Source organism: Dinoroseobacter shibae DFL 12 = DSM 16493, from assembly GCF_000018145.1.
In the GTDB taxonomy this organism is placed as follows: Bacteria; Pseudomonadota; Alphaproteobacteria; order Rhodobacterales; family Rhodobacteraceae; genus Dinoroseobacter; species Dinoroseobacter shibae.
In genome coordinates this window covers 817,291-832,795 of the sequence record NC_009952.1, presented here as the reverse complement: position 1 = coordinate 832,795, position 15,505 = coordinate 817,291, and the positions used below count along the sequence as shown (strand labels likewise).

19 protein-coding genes are annotated in these 15,505 nt (G+C 65.9%); 7 read left to right on the top strand and 12 right to left on the bottom strand.

The genetic code is table 11. The features are described from left to right. The first annotated feature begins 66 nt into the window (after positions 1-66). The 3 genes from prpE to DSHI_RS04215 all read left to right on the top strand — a co-directional run bounded on the left by prpE (position 67) and on the right by DSHI_RS04215 (position 5,012). Positions 67-1,959 (top strand): propionate-CoA ligase PrpE, encoded by a 1,893-nt coding sequence (gene prpE / locus DSHI_RS04225; protein ID WP_012177503.1) that lies wholly within the window; start codon positions 67-69, stop codon positions 1,957-1,959. Positions 1,960-2,169: 210 nt separating this feature from the next. Continuing rightward, positions 2,170-3,624 (top strand): response regulator, encoded by a 1,455-nt coding sequence (locus DSHI_RS04220; RefSeq protein ID WP_157865246.1) that lies wholly within the window; start codon positions 2,170-2,172, stop codon positions 3,622-3,624. Then, complete coding sequence (locus tag DSHI_RS04215; protein ID WP_012177501.1) at positions 3,621-5,012, top strand: sigma-54-dependent transcriptional regulator; 1,392 nt, start codon at positions 3,621-3,623, stop codon at positions 5,010-5,012. Before DSHI_RS04220 ends, DSHI_RS04215 begins: the two co-directional genes overlap by 4 nt. A gap of 4 nt (positions 5,013-5,016) precedes the next feature. Here the strand turns inward: DSHI_RS04215 and DSHI_RS04210 are convergent, their stop codons facing one another. Beyond that, positions 5,017-5,784, bottom strand: a complete 768-nt coding sequence (locus DSHI_RS04210) for an NAD kinase (protein ID WP_012177500.1) — start codon at positions 5,782-5,784, stop codon at positions 5,017-5,019. Positions 5,785-5,981: 197 nt separating this feature from the next. Here DSHI_RS04210 and glyA point away from each other — a divergent pair, with 197 nt between their 5' ends. Continuing rightward, positions 5,982-7,277, top strand: a complete 1,296-nt coding sequence (glyA, locus tag DSHI_RS04205) for a serine hydroxymethyltransferase (protein WP_012177499.1) — start codon at positions 5,982-5,984, stop codon at positions 7,275-7,277. 13 nt (positions 7,278-7,290) lie between these two features. Here glyA and DSHI_RS04200 read toward each other — a convergent pair whose 3' ends face one another. Continuing rightward, positions 7,291-7,680 (bottom strand): hypothetical protein, encoded by a 390-nt coding sequence (locus DSHI_RS04200; protein ID WP_012177498.1) that lies wholly within the window; start codon positions 7,678-7,680, stop codon positions 7,291-7,293. Positions 7,681-7,761: 81 nt separating this feature from the next. Here DSHI_RS04200 and DSHI_RS04195 point away from each other — a divergent pair, with 81 nt between their 5' ends. Continuing rightward, positions 7,762-8,529 (top strand): alpha/beta fold hydrolase, encoded by a 768-nt coding sequence (locus DSHI_RS04195; protein WP_012177497.1) that lies wholly within the window; start codon positions 7,762-7,764, stop codon positions 8,527-8,529. 220 nt (positions 8,530-8,749) lie between these two features. Here the strand turns inward: DSHI_RS04195 and DSHI_RS04190 are convergent, their stop codons facing one another. The 3 genes from DSHI_RS04190 to DSHI_RS04180 are packed head-to-tail and all read right to left on the bottom strand — an operon-like array spanning position 8,750 to position 9,534. Beyond that, positions 8,750-9,046: a hypothetical protein gene (locus DSHI_RS04190; RefSeq protein ID WP_012177496.1), complete on the bottom strand. Its 297-nt coding sequence runs from the start codon at positions 9,044-9,046 to the stop codon at positions 8,750-8,752. A 24-nt stretch (positions 9,047-9,070) separates the two neighbouring features. Then, the gene (locus DSHI_RS04185; protein ID WP_012177495.1) at positions 9,071-9,277 is read right to left on the bottom strand and encodes a hypothetical protein; all 207 of its coding nucleotides are present in this window, start codon (positions 9,275-9,277) and stop codon (positions 9,071-9,073) included. Then, complete coding sequence (locus DSHI_RS04180) at positions 9,274-9,534, bottom strand: hypothetical protein (RefSeq protein WP_012177494.1); 261 nt, start codon at positions 9,532-9,534, stop codon at positions 9,274-9,276. The genes DSHI_RS04185 and DSHI_RS04180 overlap by 4 nt, the downstream gene beginning before the upstream one ends. A 76-nt stretch (positions 9,535-9,610) precedes the next feature. Here DSHI_RS04180 and DSHI_RS04175 point away from each other — a divergent pair, with 76 nt between their 5' ends. Next, positions 9,611-9,886: a hypothetical protein gene (locus tag DSHI_RS04175; protein ID WP_012177493.1), complete on the top strand. Its 276-nt coding sequence runs from the start codon at positions 9,611-9,613 to the stop codon at positions 9,884-9,886. Positions 9,887-9,932: 46 nt separating this feature from the next. Further along, on the top strand, positions 9,933-10,349 hold the full coding sequence (locus DSHI_RS21285; protein WP_012177492.1) for a VOC family protein: 417 nt from the start codon (positions 9,933-9,935) through the stop codon (positions 10,347-10,349). Between the two features lie 204 nt (positions 10,350-10,553). Here the strand turns inward: DSHI_RS21285 and DSHI_RS04165 are convergent, their stop codons facing one another. From DSHI_RS04165 to lepA, 7 genes are all read right to left on the bottom strand, one after another. Further along, entirely contained in the window at positions 10,554-10,739 is a 186-nt protein-coding gene (locus tag DSHI_RS04165; protein WP_012177491.1) for a hypothetical protein, read from the bottom strand. A gap of 89 nt (positions 10,740-10,828) precedes the next feature. Then, complete coding sequence (locus DSHI_RS04160; RefSeq protein ID WP_012177490.1) at positions 10,829-11,077, bottom strand: hypothetical protein; 249 nt, start codon at positions 11,075-11,077, stop codon at positions 10,829-10,831. Between the two features lie 54 nt (positions 11,078-11,131). Next, a complete protein-coding gene (locus DSHI_RS04155) occupies positions 11,132-11,449 on the bottom strand; it encodes a TraR/DksA family transcriptional regulator (RefSeq protein ID WP_012177489.1) in 318 nt (105 codons plus the stop codon). A gap of 183 nt (positions 11,450-11,632) precedes the next feature. After that, the gene (locus DSHI_RS04150) at positions 11,633-11,866 is read right to left on the bottom strand and encodes a DUF2442 domain-containing protein (protein ID WP_012177488.1); all 234 of its coding nucleotides are present in this window, start codon (positions 11,864-11,866) and stop codon (positions 11,633-11,635) included. After that, a complete protein-coding gene (locus tag DSHI_RS04145) occupies positions 11,847-12,089 on the bottom strand; it encodes a DUF4160 domain-containing protein (RefSeq protein WP_012177487.1) in 243 nt (80 codons plus the stop codon). The genes DSHI_RS04150 and DSHI_RS04145 overlap by 20 nt, the downstream gene beginning before the upstream one ends. Positions 12,090-12,424: 335 nt before the next feature. Continuing rightward, positions 12,425-13,132, bottom strand: a complete 708-nt coding sequence (locus DSHI_RS22220) for a hypothetical protein (protein ID WP_157865243.1) — start codon at positions 13,130-13,132, stop codon at positions 12,425-12,427. Between the two features lie 323 nt (positions 13,133-13,455). Then, positions 13,456-15,255, bottom strand: a complete 1,800-nt coding sequence (lepA, locus tag DSHI_RS04135) for a translation elongation factor 4 (protein WP_012177486.1) — start codon at positions 15,253-15,255, stop codon at positions 13,456-13,458. Positions 15,256-15,505 lie beyond the last annotated feature (250 nt).

The following is a 15,505-nucleotide window of genomic DNA, read 5'->3' as shown; positions in this document are numbered from 1 at the left end:
CGCAGGCGCCCCCCTTGCCCAAGCCCTCGAGTGCCTTGAAAATAAGCGCACTTCAGGAGGACGCCGATGACCTATTCTCAGACCTATGCTGCGTGGAAAAACGACCCCGAGGGGTTCTGGATGGAGGCCGCGCAGGCCATTGATTGGGTCACACCGCCCGGCGCGGCGCTGAACTCCGACAACGCCCCGCTTTACGAGTGGTTCACCGATGCCGAGGTCAACACCTGCTTCAACGCGGTGGACCGGCATGTGCAGGCCGGGAATGGCGACCGGGTGGCGATCATCCATGACAGCCCCGTCACCCACACCAAGCAGGAAATCACCTATGCCGAGTTGCAGGAGCGCGTATCGCTTCTGGCCGGGGCGCTGCGCGCCAAGGGGATCGAGAAAGGTGACCGGGTCCTGATCTACATGCCGATGGTGCCCCAGGCGCTGGAGGCGATGCTGGCTTGCGCGCGGCTCGGCGCGATCCACTCGGTGGTGTTCGGCGGGTTTGCGGCCAACGAGCTGGCGGTGCGGATCGACGATGCCACGCCCAAGGCGATCATCGCCGCCTCCTGCGGGATCGAGCCCGGGCGCGTGGTCCATTACAAGCCCCTGCTCGACGGCGCGATTGACCTGGCGACCCACAAGCCCGACTTCTGCCTGATCTTCCAGCGCGAACAGGAGGTCGCCCACCTGGAGCCGGGCCGCGATTTCGACTGGCACGAGGCGCAATACGGCGTGGATCCTGCCGAATGTGTGCCGGTGGCGGGCAACCACCCGGCCTATATCCTCTATACTTCGGGCACCACCGGGCAGCCCAAGGGCGTGCTGCGCCCGACCGCGGGGCATCTCGTGGCGCTCAACTGGACGATGAAGAATATCTACAACGTGGACCCGGGCGATGTATTCTGGGCCGCCTCGGACGTGGGCTGGGTCGTGGGGCATTCCTATATCTGCTACGCGCCGCTGATCCACGGCAACACCACCATCGTGTTCGAGGGCAAGCCCGTAGGCACGCCCGACGCGGGCACGTTCTGGCGGGTGATATCCGAGCACAAGGTGAAAAGCTTCTTCACCGCACCCACCGCCCTGCGCGCGGTCAAGCGCGAGGATCCCAACGGGGAGTTCATCGGAAAATACGACCTGTCCCACCTGAAAACCGTCTATCTGGCCGGCGAACGGGCGGATCCGGACACGATCCAGTGGACCATGGACAAGCTCGGCGTGCCGGTGATCGACCACTGGTGGCAGACCGAAACCGGCTGGGCCATTGCCGCCAACCCGATGGGCATCGAACACCTGCCGGTCAAGATCGGCAGCCCCTCAGTCGCCATGCCCGGCTACGATGTGCAAGTGCTGGACGAGGGCGGCCACCCGGTCGCCCCCGGCACCCTCGGTGCCATCGCGGTCAAGCTGCCGCTTGCCCCCGGCACCCTGCCGAACCTGTGGCAGGCCGAGGAGCGCTTCGTCAAAAGCTATCTGACCACCTTCCCGGGCTATTACGAGACCGGGGATGCGGGCTATATCGACGAGGACGGCTATCTTTACATCATGGCGCGCACGGATGACGTGATCAACGTCGCCGGACACCGGCTGTCCACCGGCGCGATGGAAGAAGTGCTGGCCAGCCATCCGGACGTGGCGGAATGCGCGGTGATCGGCGTGTCGGACACCCTGAAGGGGCAGATGCCGCTGGGCTTCCTGTGCCTGAGCGCGGGCGTGAACCGACCCCATGACGAGATCGCCAAGGAATGCGTCAAGCTCGTGCGCGAGAAGATCGGCCCCGTGGCGGCCTTCAAGCTCGCCTGCGTGGTCGACCGGCTGCCCAAGACCCGGTCGGGCAAGATCCTGCGCGGCACCATGGTCAACATCGCCGACGGCACCCCGTGGAAGATGCCCGCGACCATCGATGACCCGGCGATCCTCGACGAAATCACCGAAGCCCTGGGCAAGCTCGGCTATCCGGCCAGCTGACGTTCCGGCAGGTTTCCGAGCACACGGTCTTTTTTGTTTTGTAAATCCGGGTAAGTCGCATAGGTTTGATTTACAACCATGCGCTGAACCGACCGCAGCGTGCACCGAACCTGAACTCAGGGATGAGTAGGCTACGTGACGTCACCTGACACTGCTCTGCAGCGTTCCGATGAGCCGGCGAACGCCGAAACATCGGACCAGATATCCTTGTTGTCCCACGATATTCGCGGGGCGATGTCGGACGTCATCGGGGGGTTGCGGCTGGTTGACATGGGCGTGCTGGAGCCGGACACCCGCGCGCAACTGGAGCGGGTGCGCTCCTCCGGCGAGGTGCTCGCGCGGCTGGTCGAAGAGATCCTGTCTTGGGCCAACGAGGGCGAGGATGCCCCGCGCAGGCCGGGACAGAGGCTCAATCTGGGCCGGTTCCTGCACGATCTCGACAGCCGCTGGACCGGGCGCGCGGTGGCCTCGGGCCTGCGGTTCCGGATGACGATTGCCGACACGGTACCCTCGGTGGTCGGGCTGGACCGGGTCGCGCTGGAGCGTATTCTCGGCAACCTGATCAGCAATGCGCTGAAATATACCGACCGGGGCGAGGTGCAGCTGGACATCAGCCTGTTGCCGAGCCGGGACCTGCAATTCCGGGTGCTCGACCAGGGGCCCGGCTTTTCCGACGCGGCCCTGGCGCTGTTGTTCGAGATGCGCGGGCGGCCCGACAACGCCCCGAAACCCGGCACCGGGCTGGGCCTGCATATCGCCAAGGAATTGTCCGATGACATGGGAGGACGGCTGATGGTGGCGAACCGGGCTGGCGGCGGGGCACTGGTGTCCCTGAGCATCCCCGATGGGGTCTGGACCACGCCGGACACCGCGCCTGCCCAGAGCCGGTCCCATGACCTGAGCGGCAAGCATATCCTGGTGGCCGAAGACAATGAGACCAACCAGATCCTGACGACGCAGATGCTGGAGGCGCTGGGGGCGACCTCGGAGATCGCGGTCGACGGGGTGGCCGCCCTCGACGCGCTGGACCAGCGCGACTTCGACCTGGCGCTGATCGACATCGAAATGCCCCGGCTCAACGGGATCGAGGTGATCCGCACCATTCGCACCCGGAACGATGCCAAGGCGAAGATGCCGTTGATCGCGCTGACGGCCTATGTCCTGCGCTCGAACCGCGAAGCGATCTACCAGGCCGGGTCCGACGCGATCATCGCCAAGCCGATCATGTCGCTGGAAAGCTTCGCCGAGACGCTGGCCCAGCATCTCGGGGCGCCGACGACCTCAGACGAGCTGGAGGCCAGCAACGTGGTCTCGATGCCGGACCGGAGCCGGTTCGACCGGCTGCTGGAGATCGCCGGCACCGACGGCGCACGCGAGTTGCTGAGCCGGTTGACCGCGGACCTCGAACGGGTGCGCGACAATCTCTGCTTGGCGATCCCGCGGCTCGACCAGTCGATGCTGCGGGCCGAGACCCATGTGCTGATATCGCTGGCGGGCGCCGTGGGGGCGGACCGCTTGCATACGCTGGCCTCGACGCTGAACGCGGCGGCCCACCGCATGGACGAATGCGAAATCGTGACGCTGGGGAGCGAGGCGAAATCGCGCATTGATGACCTGTTGCGGGTGATCGAACGCGAAGCCGCTGAAAGGATCCCGACCGTATGAGTGCGCCGCCTATCCTGCTGATCGAAGACACGCCGTCGCTTCAGCTTGTCTATGACGCGATTATCCGGGGGGCCGGGCATGCCGTGATTTGCGCTGACACGGCCGATGCCGGGCTGACCGGGTTCAAGACCCACAAGCCCCGTGTCGTCGTGCTCGACCTGATGCTGCCGGACCGGGACGGGCTGGAGCTGATGCGCGAATGCCTCGCACTCAATCCCGACGCGCGTTTCGTGGTGATCACGGCCAATGGCTCGATCAACCGCGCGGTGGAGGCGATGCGCGGCGGGGCCTATGAATTCCTGGTCAAACCCTTCGACGAGGGCCGTTTCCTCGCCGCGATCGACAACGCCCTGCGCGACCATGTCCGCCCGCCCGAGGAAACGCCCGAGGTCCTGAACGACTTCCGCGGCTTCATCGGCAGTTCGGACACAATGCAGGACGTCTATCGCCGCATCCAGTCGGTCAGCCGGTCCATGGCCACGGTGTTCATCACCGGCGAGAGCGGCACCGGCAAGGAGGTCTGCGCGCAGGCGGTCCATGACAGCTCGACCCGGGCGGGCAAGCCCTTTGTGCCGCTCAATTGCGGGGCGATCCCGTCGGATTTGCTGGAATCCGAGGTGTTCGGCCATTTGCGCGGGTCCTTCACCGGTGCCATCGCCGACAAGATCGGCGCGGCGGCGGCGGCCGATGGCGGCACGCTGTTTCTCGACGAGATCTGCGAGATGGACCTGAACCTGCAGACCAAGCTGCTGCGGTTCCTGCAGACCTCGACGATCCAGCCCGTGGGCGCGACAAGGGCGCGCAAGATCAACGTGCGGATCATCTGCGCCACCAACCGCAACCCGCTGGAAGAGGTCCGCAGGGGCCGGTTCCGCGAGGATCTGTATTACCGCTTGCAAGTGGTGCCCATCCACCTGCCCCCCTTGCGCGAACGGGGCGAGGATGTGATCGCCATCGCCCGCGACGCGGTCCGCAAGTTCGCCGCGGAGGAAGGGCGCCGGTTCACCGGGCTCGCCCCGGAGGTCGAGGCCCTGTTCCGCACCCTGCCCTGGCCCGGCAATGTGCGCCAGGTGATCAACGTGATGCGCAATGTCGTGGTGCTGAATGACGGCCCGCTGGTGACCCAGACCATGCTGCCGCTGGAGATCCTGCACCACCACGAGGCGATGACCAACAATGCCGGGCCGGTCGGCCTGCCGCCCGAGAAGCCGGTCGTGTCGCTCGATGGGTTGATGGGCCGGACCATGGCCGAGATCGAGCGCATGGTGATCGAAGAGACCATCGCGCGCCATGGCGGGTCCGTGCCCAAGGCCGCGCGGGTGCTCGACCTGTCGCCCTCGACGATCTATCGCAAGCGCGAGGCCTGGATGAAGGACGCCGCCGAGTAGCGGGTCAGACGAACTGCTCGCGGATCAGCCGCTCCTCCAACCCGTGGCCCGGGTCGAACAGGATACGGTGGCGGACGCTGGGCTCGGAGCGGATCTCGACCGACACGACCTCGTGGTTCGACCGGCTGTCCGCATCAGCCATCACCGGGCGCTTGGACGGCTCCAGCACATCGAACCGCACCATCGCCGTCTTGGGCAGAAGCGCGCCGCGCCAGCGCCGGGGCCGGAACGCCGACATCGCCGTCAGCGCCAGCACGTCGGACCCGATGGGCAGGATCGGCCCGTGGGCGGAGTAGTTGTAGGCGGTCGAGCCCGCGGGCGTGGCCACCAGCGCCCCGTCGCAGACCAGCTCGTCCATCCGCACCCGCCCGTCTACCGAGATCCGCAGCTTGGCCGCCTGGGACCCTGCGCGCAGCAGCGCCACCTCGTTGATCGCCAACGCCTCGACCACGGTGCCGTCACGCCCGATGGCCTTCATATGCAGCGGGTTGATGACCTCTTCCTCCGCCGCGGCCAGCCGTTCGGGCAAGGCGGCCTCGGAATACTCGTTCATCATGAACCCGACGCTGCCGCAGTTCATCCCGTAGACCGGCGCGCGCAGCGACTCCGTCGCGTGCAGGGTCTGGAGCATGAACCCGTCGCCGCCCAGCGCCACGATCACGTCGGCCTCCTCGGGGGGGACATGGCCATGCACCGCCGAGAGCGCCGCGCGGGCTTGCTGTGCAACATCCGCGGGGCTGGCAAGAAACGCAATCTTTTCGCGGATTTGCATCAGCGGGGGCCTTTCGTTTCCGAAAGTGTTCGCCCGCGCGTGTCGGAAACACAAGAGGCATATCCGCGCCGAACGCACGGGATCGGCGGGTCGAAACCCGCGCTTCGCCCTTCCTCCGCGCGGCGGATTGCTCTACATCAGCGCCAGAAAGGCGCGCGCCTGTCCCCCAGAAACCGACCAGAATCGGAGTCGTCCAGATGAATGCACCGCACCGCGACAATGGCTTCTTCACCGAAAGCCTCGCCACACGGGATGCCGAACTTTTCGGCGCCATCACCAAGGAGCTGGGCCGTCAGCGCGACGAGATCGAGCTGATCGCCTCGGAGAACATCGTCTCGGCCGCGGTGATGGAGGCGCAGGGCTCGGTCCTGACCAACAAATACGCCGAAGGCTACCCGGGGCGGCGATATTACGGCGGCTGCCAATATGTCGACATCGCCGAAGAGCTGGCGATCGACCGCGCCAGGCAGCTCTTCGGCTGCGCCTTCGCCAATGTGCAGCCCAATTCCGGTAGCCAAGCCAACCAGGGCGTGTTCACCGCCCTGCTGCAGCCGGGCGACACGATCCTGGGCATGAGCCTCGATGCGGGCGGGCACCTGACCCACGGGGCCAAGCCGAACCAGTCCGGCAAGTGGTTCAACGCGGTCCAGTACGGGGTGCGCCAGGATACGCTGGACGTGGATTACGACCAGATCGCCGCACTGGCTGCCGAGCACAAGCCGAAGATGATCATCGCCGGCGGCTCGGCCATCCCGCGGATCATCGACTTCGCCCGGATCCGCGAGATCGCCGACAGCGTCGGCGCCTGGGTGCTGGTGGACATGGCCCATTTCGCGGGGCTGGTGGCGGCGGGGCATTACCCCTCGCCGTTCCCGCACGCCCATGTGGCCACCACCACGACCCACAAGACCCTGCGCGGCCCGCGCGGCGGCATGATCCTGACCGATGACGAGGCGCTGGCGAAGAAGTTCAACTCCGCCATCTTCCCGGGCATCCAGGGCGGGCCGCTGATGCATGTGATCGCGGGCAAGGCCGTGGCCTTCGGCGAGGCGCTGCGCCCGGAATTCAAGACCTACCAGGCCCAGGTGATCGAGAACGCCCAGGCGCTGGCCGACCAGCTGATGCAGGGGGGGCTCGACATCGTCACCGGCGGGACCGATACCCATGTCCTGCTCGTGGACCTGCGGCCCAAGGGCGTGAAGGGCAACGCCACGGAAAAGGCGCTCGGGCGCGCCCATATCACCTGCAACAAGAACGGCATCCCGTTCGACACCGAAAAGCCGATGATCACCTCCGGTATCCGGCTCGGCTCCCCGGCGGGAACGACGCGCGGCTTCGGCACGCCGGAATTCCGCCAGATCGCGGACTGGATCGTGCGGGTGGTCGACGGGCTGGCCGCAAACGGCGAGGACGGCAATGCCGAGGTCGAGGCCGCCGTGCGCGCCGAGGTGCTGGAGCTGTGCGGGCGCTTCCCGATCTATCCCAACCTCTGAGGGCCCGGCGCGGTCAGATCAGGCCGCGCCAGGACAGAAGCCAGACAAGCCCGGCGGTGAGCAGCGCGAGGTTCACCGCCATCCCGGCCACGAGGCCGAGCCAGAACCGCTCCCGCCCCCGTTTCGGATCTACCTTGGAGAGCGCCTTGCGCGTGCGCCGGTGCAGATCGCGCGTCTGCGCCAGGTCGATCCGGTGGCGCAGGGCGGGATGGTCGAGCCAGGCCTCGGACGCGGCGCTCCGGGACAGCTCGGCCAGAAGCCCCGGGGGCAGTTTCCCGCGCGCGCCGCGGACCGCCTCGGGCAGGCGCGCCGCCTTGACGTTCAGCCGCCGCGCGATGTCGGCCGCCAGACGGGCGTTGGCAGCGGGCAGATCGGACAGGGACACAAGGCGCGGGCCGGGCATGGGTGCGACGCTATCTGCGGCATCCCGGCGCTTCAAGCGGGCGGACGGGCGCGCTAGCACGGGGCGGGAAAGGAGACCGCGATGCTCAACACCGTGATCCATGGCGCGGCCACGGAGGCGCCGCCGCTTCTGATCGTGCACGGGCTCTTCGGCTCGGCGAAGAACTGGGGCGCGATCGCCAAGCGGATGGCGCAGCACCGGCAGGTGTTGGCGGTGGATCTGCGCAATCACGGCGACAGCCCCCATACGCAGAGCCACAGCTACCCCGACCTCGCCGCCGATCTGGCCGAGGTGATCGCGGCCCATGGCGGGCGCGCGGATGTGCTGGGCCATTCCATGGGCGGCAAGGCGGCGATGGTGCTGGCGCTCAGCCAGCCCGAGATGGTTGCGCGCCTGCTGGTCGCGGATATCGCGCCGGTGACCTATGACCGGACGCAAGTTGGGCTGATCGACGCGATGGAGGGGGTGGACCTGTCGGCGGTGACGAAGCGCTCGGACGCGGATGCCGCACTGGCGGCCGACGTGCCCGATGCGCCGACGCGCGCCTTCCTGACGCAATCGCTGGACCTGCGGGCCGAGGGCGGGCCGCGCTGGCGGCTGAACCTCGCCACCCTGCGCCGCGACATGCCGCGGATCATGGGGTTTCCCGAGATCGACGGGCGCTATACCGGGCCGACCCTGTTCCTGCGCGGGGGCGCGTCGGATTACGTCCTGCCCGCCCATGGAGCGGAGATCGAGCGGCTGTTCCCCGGGGCCGACCGGGACGCGATTCCGGACGTGGGCCATTGGCTCCATGCGGAGGCGCCAGGGCCGTTCATCGCGCGGCTGACAGACTTCCTCGACGCCTGAGCCGGGTGCCCGGCGCAGGATGGTTGCAGCAAGGGAGATGAGACATGCCAGGCGCGGCGGCATCGGACACGCGTGCCCCGAAGGGCACCCCCATCACTCCCGTTCCGGCGCGGCACCGCGCTTGAGACCCGAGGTCTCGCGGCATGCCTCGCCCGCAGCCTAGGCCTGTGATTGCCGGGCCGCCTTGACGTGCCGCAAGCCAAGGGGGGTGATAGCGCTCTCAATTCGGACAAATCGTCTCAGCCGTCAGCAATACAAGGTCGCCGCGCAAAGTGCTGCCGAGCACGTCGCAGGACAGCCCCGCCTGCACCGCGCGGACGAAAGCGGCCTGGAAATGAGTGCGCGAGACGGGTTTGCCGCGATTGACGCGCACGCCGCGCACGACCTGGCCGTTGAAATAGAGATCGAAGGTGTAGCCGTCCATGGCCACCCGCTGGGGCGGAGGCGACTGGAAGGTGATCCCCGGGGCAAAGCAGCCGGAGAGCATCCCGAACATCAGAAGGGCCGCGATACGCATGGCCCAAGCTTCGCCCCGGCAGGGTTAACGCCCGGTTAAGCCCGGTTGAGTGTAAGCGCCGCTGCGCAGGGCAAACCAGCTGGCCGGCAGGGCCGCCAGAACGCCGGAAATCACCGCGAGCGCCACGGCGGGCGCGGAGGTTTCCCCCACGCTCACGGCAAAAAGGCCCGCGGCGAGGCCAAGGGTCGCGGCCATCACGGCGAAAATCACGAAAAAAGCCTGCATCTTCATGGGTCTTCTCCTGTCTTCGGGGGGCCGGACAGCGCCCGGGCCACGGCCCAACTCACGGGCAGTGCGACCACCGCCCCGGCCCCGGCTGACAGCACGAGGCCCATACCGCCGGTCAGCCCGCCGACCAGCCCGATCACCACGCCCACCCCCGCAAGCGTCGGCGCAATCAGGCTGAAAACGGTGAGCGGCAGGCGGTGCATGGCGCGGATATACTGCGGCGCAGCATTGCGCGCTTTGATCCATGTCAGACGGCGCACGGGTTGACGTGGCTCAAGGCGGAGCGCGTCGGACTATGCGACAGTTTGGTGAAGATTTGGTAAATCGGGGGGAGCCATGATCACGCTGGACGATATCGAGGACCTGACCGACCTGACCCGCGACGAGATCGCGGCGCTGGCCGAGCATGAGCATGTGGGGCTGATGACGGCGAGCCTTTTGGGCAATTACCTGATGCACCAGCATCACGGGCCGCAGAAGGTGCAGCAGATGATCTGCGAGGATATCCGGGCGGCGCTGCATGCGGACGATCTGGCCCATGCGCGGGAGTTGTTCGCGACCCTGCGGACGTTCATGGCCGAGCATCCCGAGGCCGCGCGCGGGGTATCCTGAGCCTGCGAACCATGATAGCCTGCCCGTCAAAAGGGGAGGTATATCAATGGGATGGTCTATCCATCATGTGAACCTGCAGGCGCGGGACGTGCGCAAGACGGCCGCGTTCTACACCCAGATCCTGGGCATGACCGAGCGCGACTGGGTGTTTCCCGAAAGCCGCGGCTACCTGCCGGGGGATCCGGACAAGCTGGCGCTGCTGGGCGACGGGCGGGAGGGGCACACGGGGCTGCACCTGATCGCGCCGGACCCGGAATTCGCGAGCAAAAACAACCTTATACACAACCCCAGCGAGGGCGGGCACGTGGCGATCCATGTGGACGACCTGCAGGCGGTGATCGACCGGCTGACGGCGGCGGGGGTGCCGTTTTCGGTCACCGGGGAGTTTGCCATTCCGGGGCTGCGGCATGTCTATGTGACGGATCCGGAGGGGAACCTGATCGAGGTGAACGGGCGGGTCTGACAGCGTCGGATCGCCGTCGGGCCCGCGTCGGACATGTGTCGGGCAAGTGTCGGGCAAGTGTCGGGCACCTCCGCACGGTGGAGTTGCGCGGCAGCGCAGCAAAAACCGCGCCAGTTGCTGCGGCGCGGCGTATTCGGGAGGAGTTCTAGGACGTCGGGGCGGCGCTGGGAGGGCCCCCGCCCCGACGTCGACTGGGGGCGCGCGTCAGGCTTGGGAGGTAATCGCGCGCGCCACCAGATAGGAAACCGGAATGCCGAGCAGGAACCCGAGCGCCGCGGTGATGACGACGGGCTGGGTCGTGGTGTACCCGGCAGTGAGGGCGGCGACCATGAAGGTCCCCGCGAGGGTCGTGCCGATCAGGGCGTAGAGAATGAATGCAAGACGGATCATCGGAGACCCCTTCGTATGGCTGTGCTGACTGCCCAACTATAAGAGGTGAGTCTCCGCTGCGTCTTTGATCCCGGTCAAATCGGGGCGGCTCAGACCTCGGGTGCGGAGGGTTTCAGGGCCGCGTCCCGCTCGATCCGCCGGTGATCCCATTCCGGGTCACGGCGCTTGATCCGGCGCGAGACGAGATAGGCCGAGGGCCAGGCGAGGGCGAAGCCCAGAAGCGCGGAAATCGCGATGCCCCAGGCGGAATAGTAACCCAGGGAAAACAGGGTGATGACGAGCGCGCCGGTGATCAGCGCACCGCTCATGAGGGTGAGGAAGATGCTCAGACGGTCCATGGTTGGCCTCCTTTCCAGAGGTCAACGCGGGGACCGGGCAGAAGTTCCGGCCGCTCAGCCCGCCGCGCAGGTGGCGCAGAGCGGGGCGGTGGGCACGGCCTTCAGGCGCGCCTCGGCGATCGGATCGCCGCATTTGAGGCAGGTGCCGTAGATGCCCTTGGCGATGCGGTCGAGCGCGGCGTCAATGCGGGTCAGCTCCGCCTGCTCGGCGTGGCCGAGGGCCTCGAGCACCTCGTCGCCCTGCCGCTCGGAGGCGCGATCCTCCCAGTCCTTGGGCGGGGTGTCGTCCAGCGCATCCTCGATCCGGGCGAGGTCTCCGACGATCTCGGCCCGACGGGCGCGGAGGGTTTTCTCGAAGGCGGTGATGTCCATGGCGGGTCTCCTCTCGTTGAGGGGAGTGTGGGGGGTGGTGGGGGTGAGGGGTATGATTTGGGTCAAGGTTGCGTCCGGGGTGCCGGGGTGCATCCGGGGTGCCGGGGTGCGTCCGGGGTGCCGGGGTGAACCCCGGCCTACAGGTGAGGGGCGGGTGGGGGTGAGAGACGGTGGCGCGGCGGCCTACTCCGCCGCGAGTTTCGGCACCTCGGCGAGCAGCGCCGGGACCGAGATATCCTCATCGAGGGTGTCCCAGTGCAGGCCGTAGGGGGTGATCTGCACCTGTGCGAGGTCCTCAGGACCGGCCGTGTTGAGACGCGGGAACCAGGCCAATGGGACGCCGAGGATGCGGCCATCGGCGAGATGGACCCACATGGTGTCCGGGTCGAACCGGACCTCAGTCGCGGAAATGGTCATGCCATGCCTTCTCTATCACGCTCGCGTTCTCGGCGACCAGAACGGCCAGACGGCGCTGGGTGCGCGCGTCGAAACCGGAACTGCGGGCCACCGACACCGGATGCAGCCAGAACTTCGCTTCGCCGTCGCCTTTCATGACGTGGATATGGACCGGTTCGCGCGGATCGCCTTCGTTGGAGTAGAAGAAGAAGCGGAACCCGTCGGCCCGAAAGACAGTCGGCATAGGGGAAGGATAGTCGAAGTTGGGGGCGGTGTCATTGGGGATGCGACCTGATCCGAGGGCGCGCCCGGACCGAGGGGTGGGCGAGAAGCGCCCGCCCCGTGGCGGGGTTGGCACCGGTCCGGGCAAGGCCCGGCAATTGATCCGGGGGATCAATTGAGGTGGCAACGGGCGGAGCCCCGGGTGAGAGGCGCTTTTTTGGTGAAGTGCGACGGTCAGATCAAAGGGCGCGCCCGAACCGAGGGGTGGGCGAGAAGCGCCCGCCCCGTGGGGGCGGTTCGGGCGCTGCCAAATCGAAGATTTGGCATTGTTGGTTAAGACTTGTGGAACACTTATTTTCAAGAGTAGTCATGCGAATGATGCCAATCTAGAAAAAGCTTCGATTGGCCAACAATCTCAACAAGCATTTCTTCTTGAGCAGCGCCAAAACGAATGGGCCAAACCAGCCGATATATCTGACACATTAAGACAGATATGCCACAAGCTTGCACTATTGCTGAGTTTCTCGCCTCCAAGCCAGCGATTAGTTTTGTCGTATAGCTATCAACCATTTCCGACTGCAATTCATCAGAGTGGTCAACGAACATCATTACGTTCGGATGCGCCCCCATGTCGATGAGATCGTCAGTAGCTTTTTTCAACTTGCTGCACAGATTCGAGTCCTCATCTGACAGCATTCTCAATGCAACTGTTCTAAGATTTTTCTTGTTTCTAAGTACCGCCTTCGCCTGCGCGTTTTCATGCCTATTCCACCAAATGTCTTCCAGATCAGGCTGCTTCGCAATCGCGTAACTATACTCTGCGCACTCCAAGGCGTGCCGCAGTACGACCGGAACTTGTGCCGTTATTCCACTGAGGGCAAGTTGAACAGCTGCGCGCCACGATCCAAAGCCAAACTGAAAAAGGCGCGCGCTTGTGAGGTTCTGATTGTCCCCCAAGTTTCCACAACAGTTTGCTAGCAGCCCATCTGCAAGCAACAGACACTCAGGTGCAGGGACTTCTCGGTTTCTATCGGCCTTAAAAAGATACTCGCCCAGATCGCTCACTCGTCACTCCGCCAACTTGGGGTCTCATGCCACGAAAACGCTCTAATCTTATAGCCAGGTGCGCCAATAAAACCGAGTCGTAGATATGATTTAATGCGCGTGCCAGCCGCCGAAACCAAAAAACCCAGTCTACCCACGGTGCGGGAACGCGTTTGCAGGCAAACGCTGCCTCCCGCGCGCCCTCGAAAATGGGGCCTGATCTGCGATCAGCCGTCCATTTTGAGGGCGGTGGCACCCAGTTTATCCACGGTGTGGGCACGCGTTTGCGAGCAAACGCTGCCGCCCACTTCCCAAGAGGCTTTCCTCAGTGCGGATGGACGGCCTTAGCCGTCCATCTTCAACGCACTGATGAAAGCCTCTTGGGGGATATCCACCTTCCCGAACTGGCGCATCTTTTTCTTGCCCGCCTTCTGCTTGTCCAGAAGCTTGCGCTTGCGGGTGGCGTCTCCGCCGTAGCATTTCGCGGTCACGTCCTTGCGGAGCGCCGAGAGGGTTTCGCGGGCGATGACCTTGCCGCCGATGGCCGCCTGGATCGGGATCTTGAACATGTGGCGGGGGATCAGGTCCTTGAGTTTCTCGCACATCGCCCGGCCGCGCGCCTCGGCCCGGTCGCGGTGGACCATGGTCGAGAGGGCGTCCACCGGCTCGTCATTCACCAGCACCTGCATCTTCACCAGGTTGTCCTGGCGGTAGCCGATCATCTGGTAATCGAAGCTGGCATAGCCCTTGGTGACGGATTTCAGCCGGTCGTAGAAGTCGAACACAACCTCGTTCAGGGGCAGGTCGTAGACCACCATGGCGCGGCTGCCGGCATAGGTCAGATCCATCTGGATGCCGCGGCGGTCCTGGCAGAGTTTCAGCACGTCGCCGAGGTAGTCGTCGGGCACGAGGATGGTGGCCTTGATGCGCGGCTCTTCGAGGTGGTCCACATGGGTCAGGTCGGGCATATCGGCGGGGTTGTGCAGCTCCCGCATGGTGCCGTCGCGCATGTAGACGTGGTAGATCACCGAGGGCGCGGTGGTGATGAGCTCGATGTCATATTCCCGCTCTATCCGGTCGCGGATCACTTCGAGGTGCAGCAGGCCGAGGAAGCCGCAGCGGAAGCCGAAGCCGAGGGCGGCGGAGGTTTCCATCTCGTAGCTGAAGGAGGCGTCGTTGAGGGCGAGTTTCTCGATCGCGTCGCGCAGGTCCTCGAACTCGGCGCTGTCCACGGGGAAGAGGCCGCAGAACACCACCGGCTGGGACGGCTTGAAGCCCGGGAGCGCGGTTTCGGCGCCCTTCTTCTCGTGGGTGATGGTGTCGCCGACGCGGGTGTCGCGGACCTGCTTGATCGAGGCGGTCAGAAAGCCGATCTCGCCCGGGCCGAGCTCGTCCACGGGCTGCATGGCGGGGCGGAAAACGCCGATGCGGTCGACATGGTGGACGGTGCCGTTGGACATCATCTTGATCCGCTCGCCCTTCCTGAGGGTGCCGTCGATGATGCGGACGAGGACGATGACGCCGAGATAGGCGTCGTACCAGCTGTCCACCAGCATGGCCTTGAGGGGGGCGTCGCGGGTGCCCTTGGGGGCGGGCAGGTGGTGGACGATGGCCTCGAGTGTTTCGTGGATCCCCTGCCCCGTCTTGGCGGAGACGCGGATGGCGCCCGAGGCGTCGATGCCGATCACGTCCTCGATCTGCTCGGCCACCCGGTCGCAATCCGAGGCGGGCAGGTCGATCTTGTTCAGCACGGGCACGATCTCGTGATCCGCGTCGATGGCCTGGTAGACATTGGCGAGCGTCTGCGCCTCGACACCTTGCGTGCTGTCGACGACCAGCAGCGAGCCCTCGACCGCGCGCATGGAGCGGGAGACCTCGTAGGCGAAATCCACATGGCCCGGCGTGTCGATCAGGTTGAGCACGTAGTCCTGCCCGTCATCGGCGGTGTAGTCGATCCGCACGGTGTTGGCCTTGATGGTGATGCCGCGCTCGCGCTCGATATCCATGGCGTCGAGCAGTTGCTCCTTCATGTCCCGCGCGGAGACGGTGTTCGTCTCCTGGATGAGACGATCCGCAAGGGTGGACTTGCCGTGGTCGATATGAGCCACGATGGAGAAGTTTCGGATGCGCGAGAGCTCTGTCATGATCAGGGATATGCGGCGGATTTGGGGGGTTGGCAAGTGGTCCTGAGGGCCGAGGGCAGCGCCCGGACCGAAGAGTGGGCTTGAGCGCCCGCGTCGTGCGGCAGGCACGCCGCCGGCGTGACGGGGGCGGTTCGGGCGCTGCCCGGCGGTGCAGCCAGCCGGCCTTAATGGGCAAAGCACTGCCATCAGGAGGTCGCCATGCGGGAGAGGCGACCGTGAGGCGCCCCGGGTCGCGCGGGACATGGGCCTC

Bases quoted from the DNA above. Each gene is read 5' to 3' on its own strand.
- prpE (WP_012177503.1), top strand. From the start codon at position 67: ATGACCTATTCTCAGACCTATGCTGCGTGGAAAAACGACCCCGAGGGG.
- DSHI_RS04215 (WP_012177501.1), top strand. From the start codon at position 3,621: ATGAGTGCGCCGCCTATCCTGCTGATCGAAGACACGCCGTCGCTTCAG.
- DSHI_RS04210 (WP_012177500.1), bottom strand. From the start codon at position 5,784: ATGCAAATCCGCGAAAAGATTGCGTTTCTTGCCAGCCCCGCGGATGTT.
- glyA (WP_012177499.1), top strand. From the start codon at position 5,982: ATGAATGCACCGCACCGCGACAATGGCTTCTTCACCGAAAGCCTCGCC.
- DSHI_RS04200 (WP_012177498.1), bottom strand. From the start codon at position 7,680: ATGCCCGGCCCGCGCCTTGTGTCCCTGTCCGATCTGCCCGCTGCCAAC.
- DSHI_RS04195 (WP_012177497.1), top strand. From the start codon at position 7,762: ATGCTCAACACCGTGATCCATGGCGCGGCCACGGAGGCGCCGCCGCTT.
- DSHI_RS04190 (WP_012177496.1), bottom strand. From the start codon at position 9,046: ATGCGTATCGCGGCCCTTCTGATGTTCGGGATGCTCTCCGGCTGCTTT.
- DSHI_RS04185 (WP_012177495.1), bottom strand. From the start codon at position 9,277: ATGAAGATGCAGGCTTTTTTCGTGATTTTCGCCGTGATGGCCGCGACC.
- DSHI_RS04175 (WP_012177493.1), top strand. From the start codon at position 9,611: ATGATCACGCTGGACGATATCGAGGACCTGACCGACCTGACCCGCGAC.
- DSHI_RS21285 (WP_012177492.1), top strand. From the start codon at position 9,933: ATGGGATGGTCTATCCATCATGTGAACCTGCAGGCGCGGGACGTGCGC.
- DSHI_RS04165 (WP_012177491.1), bottom strand. From the start codon at position 10,739: ATGATCCGTCTTGCATTCATTCTCTACGCCCTGATCGGCACGACCCTC.
- DSHI_RS04160 (WP_012177490.1), bottom strand. From the start codon at position 11,077: ATGGACCGTCTGAGCATCTTCCTCACCCTCATGAGCGGTGCGCTGATC.
- DSHI_RS04155 (WP_012177489.1), bottom strand. From the start codon at position 11,449: ATGGACATCACCGCCTTCGAGAAAACCCTCCGCGCCCGTCGGGCCGAG.
- DSHI_RS04150 (WP_012177488.1), bottom strand. From the start codon at position 11,866: ATGACCATTTCCGCGACTGAGGTCCGGTTCGACCCGGACACCATGTGG.
- DSHI_RS04145 (WP_012177487.1), bottom strand. From the start codon at position 12,089: ATGCCGACTGTCTTTCGGGCCGACGGGTTCCGCTTCTTCTTCTACTCC.
- lepA (WP_012177486.1), bottom strand. From the start codon at position 15,255: ATGACAGAGCTCTCGCGCATCCGAAACTTCTCCATCGTGGCTCATATC.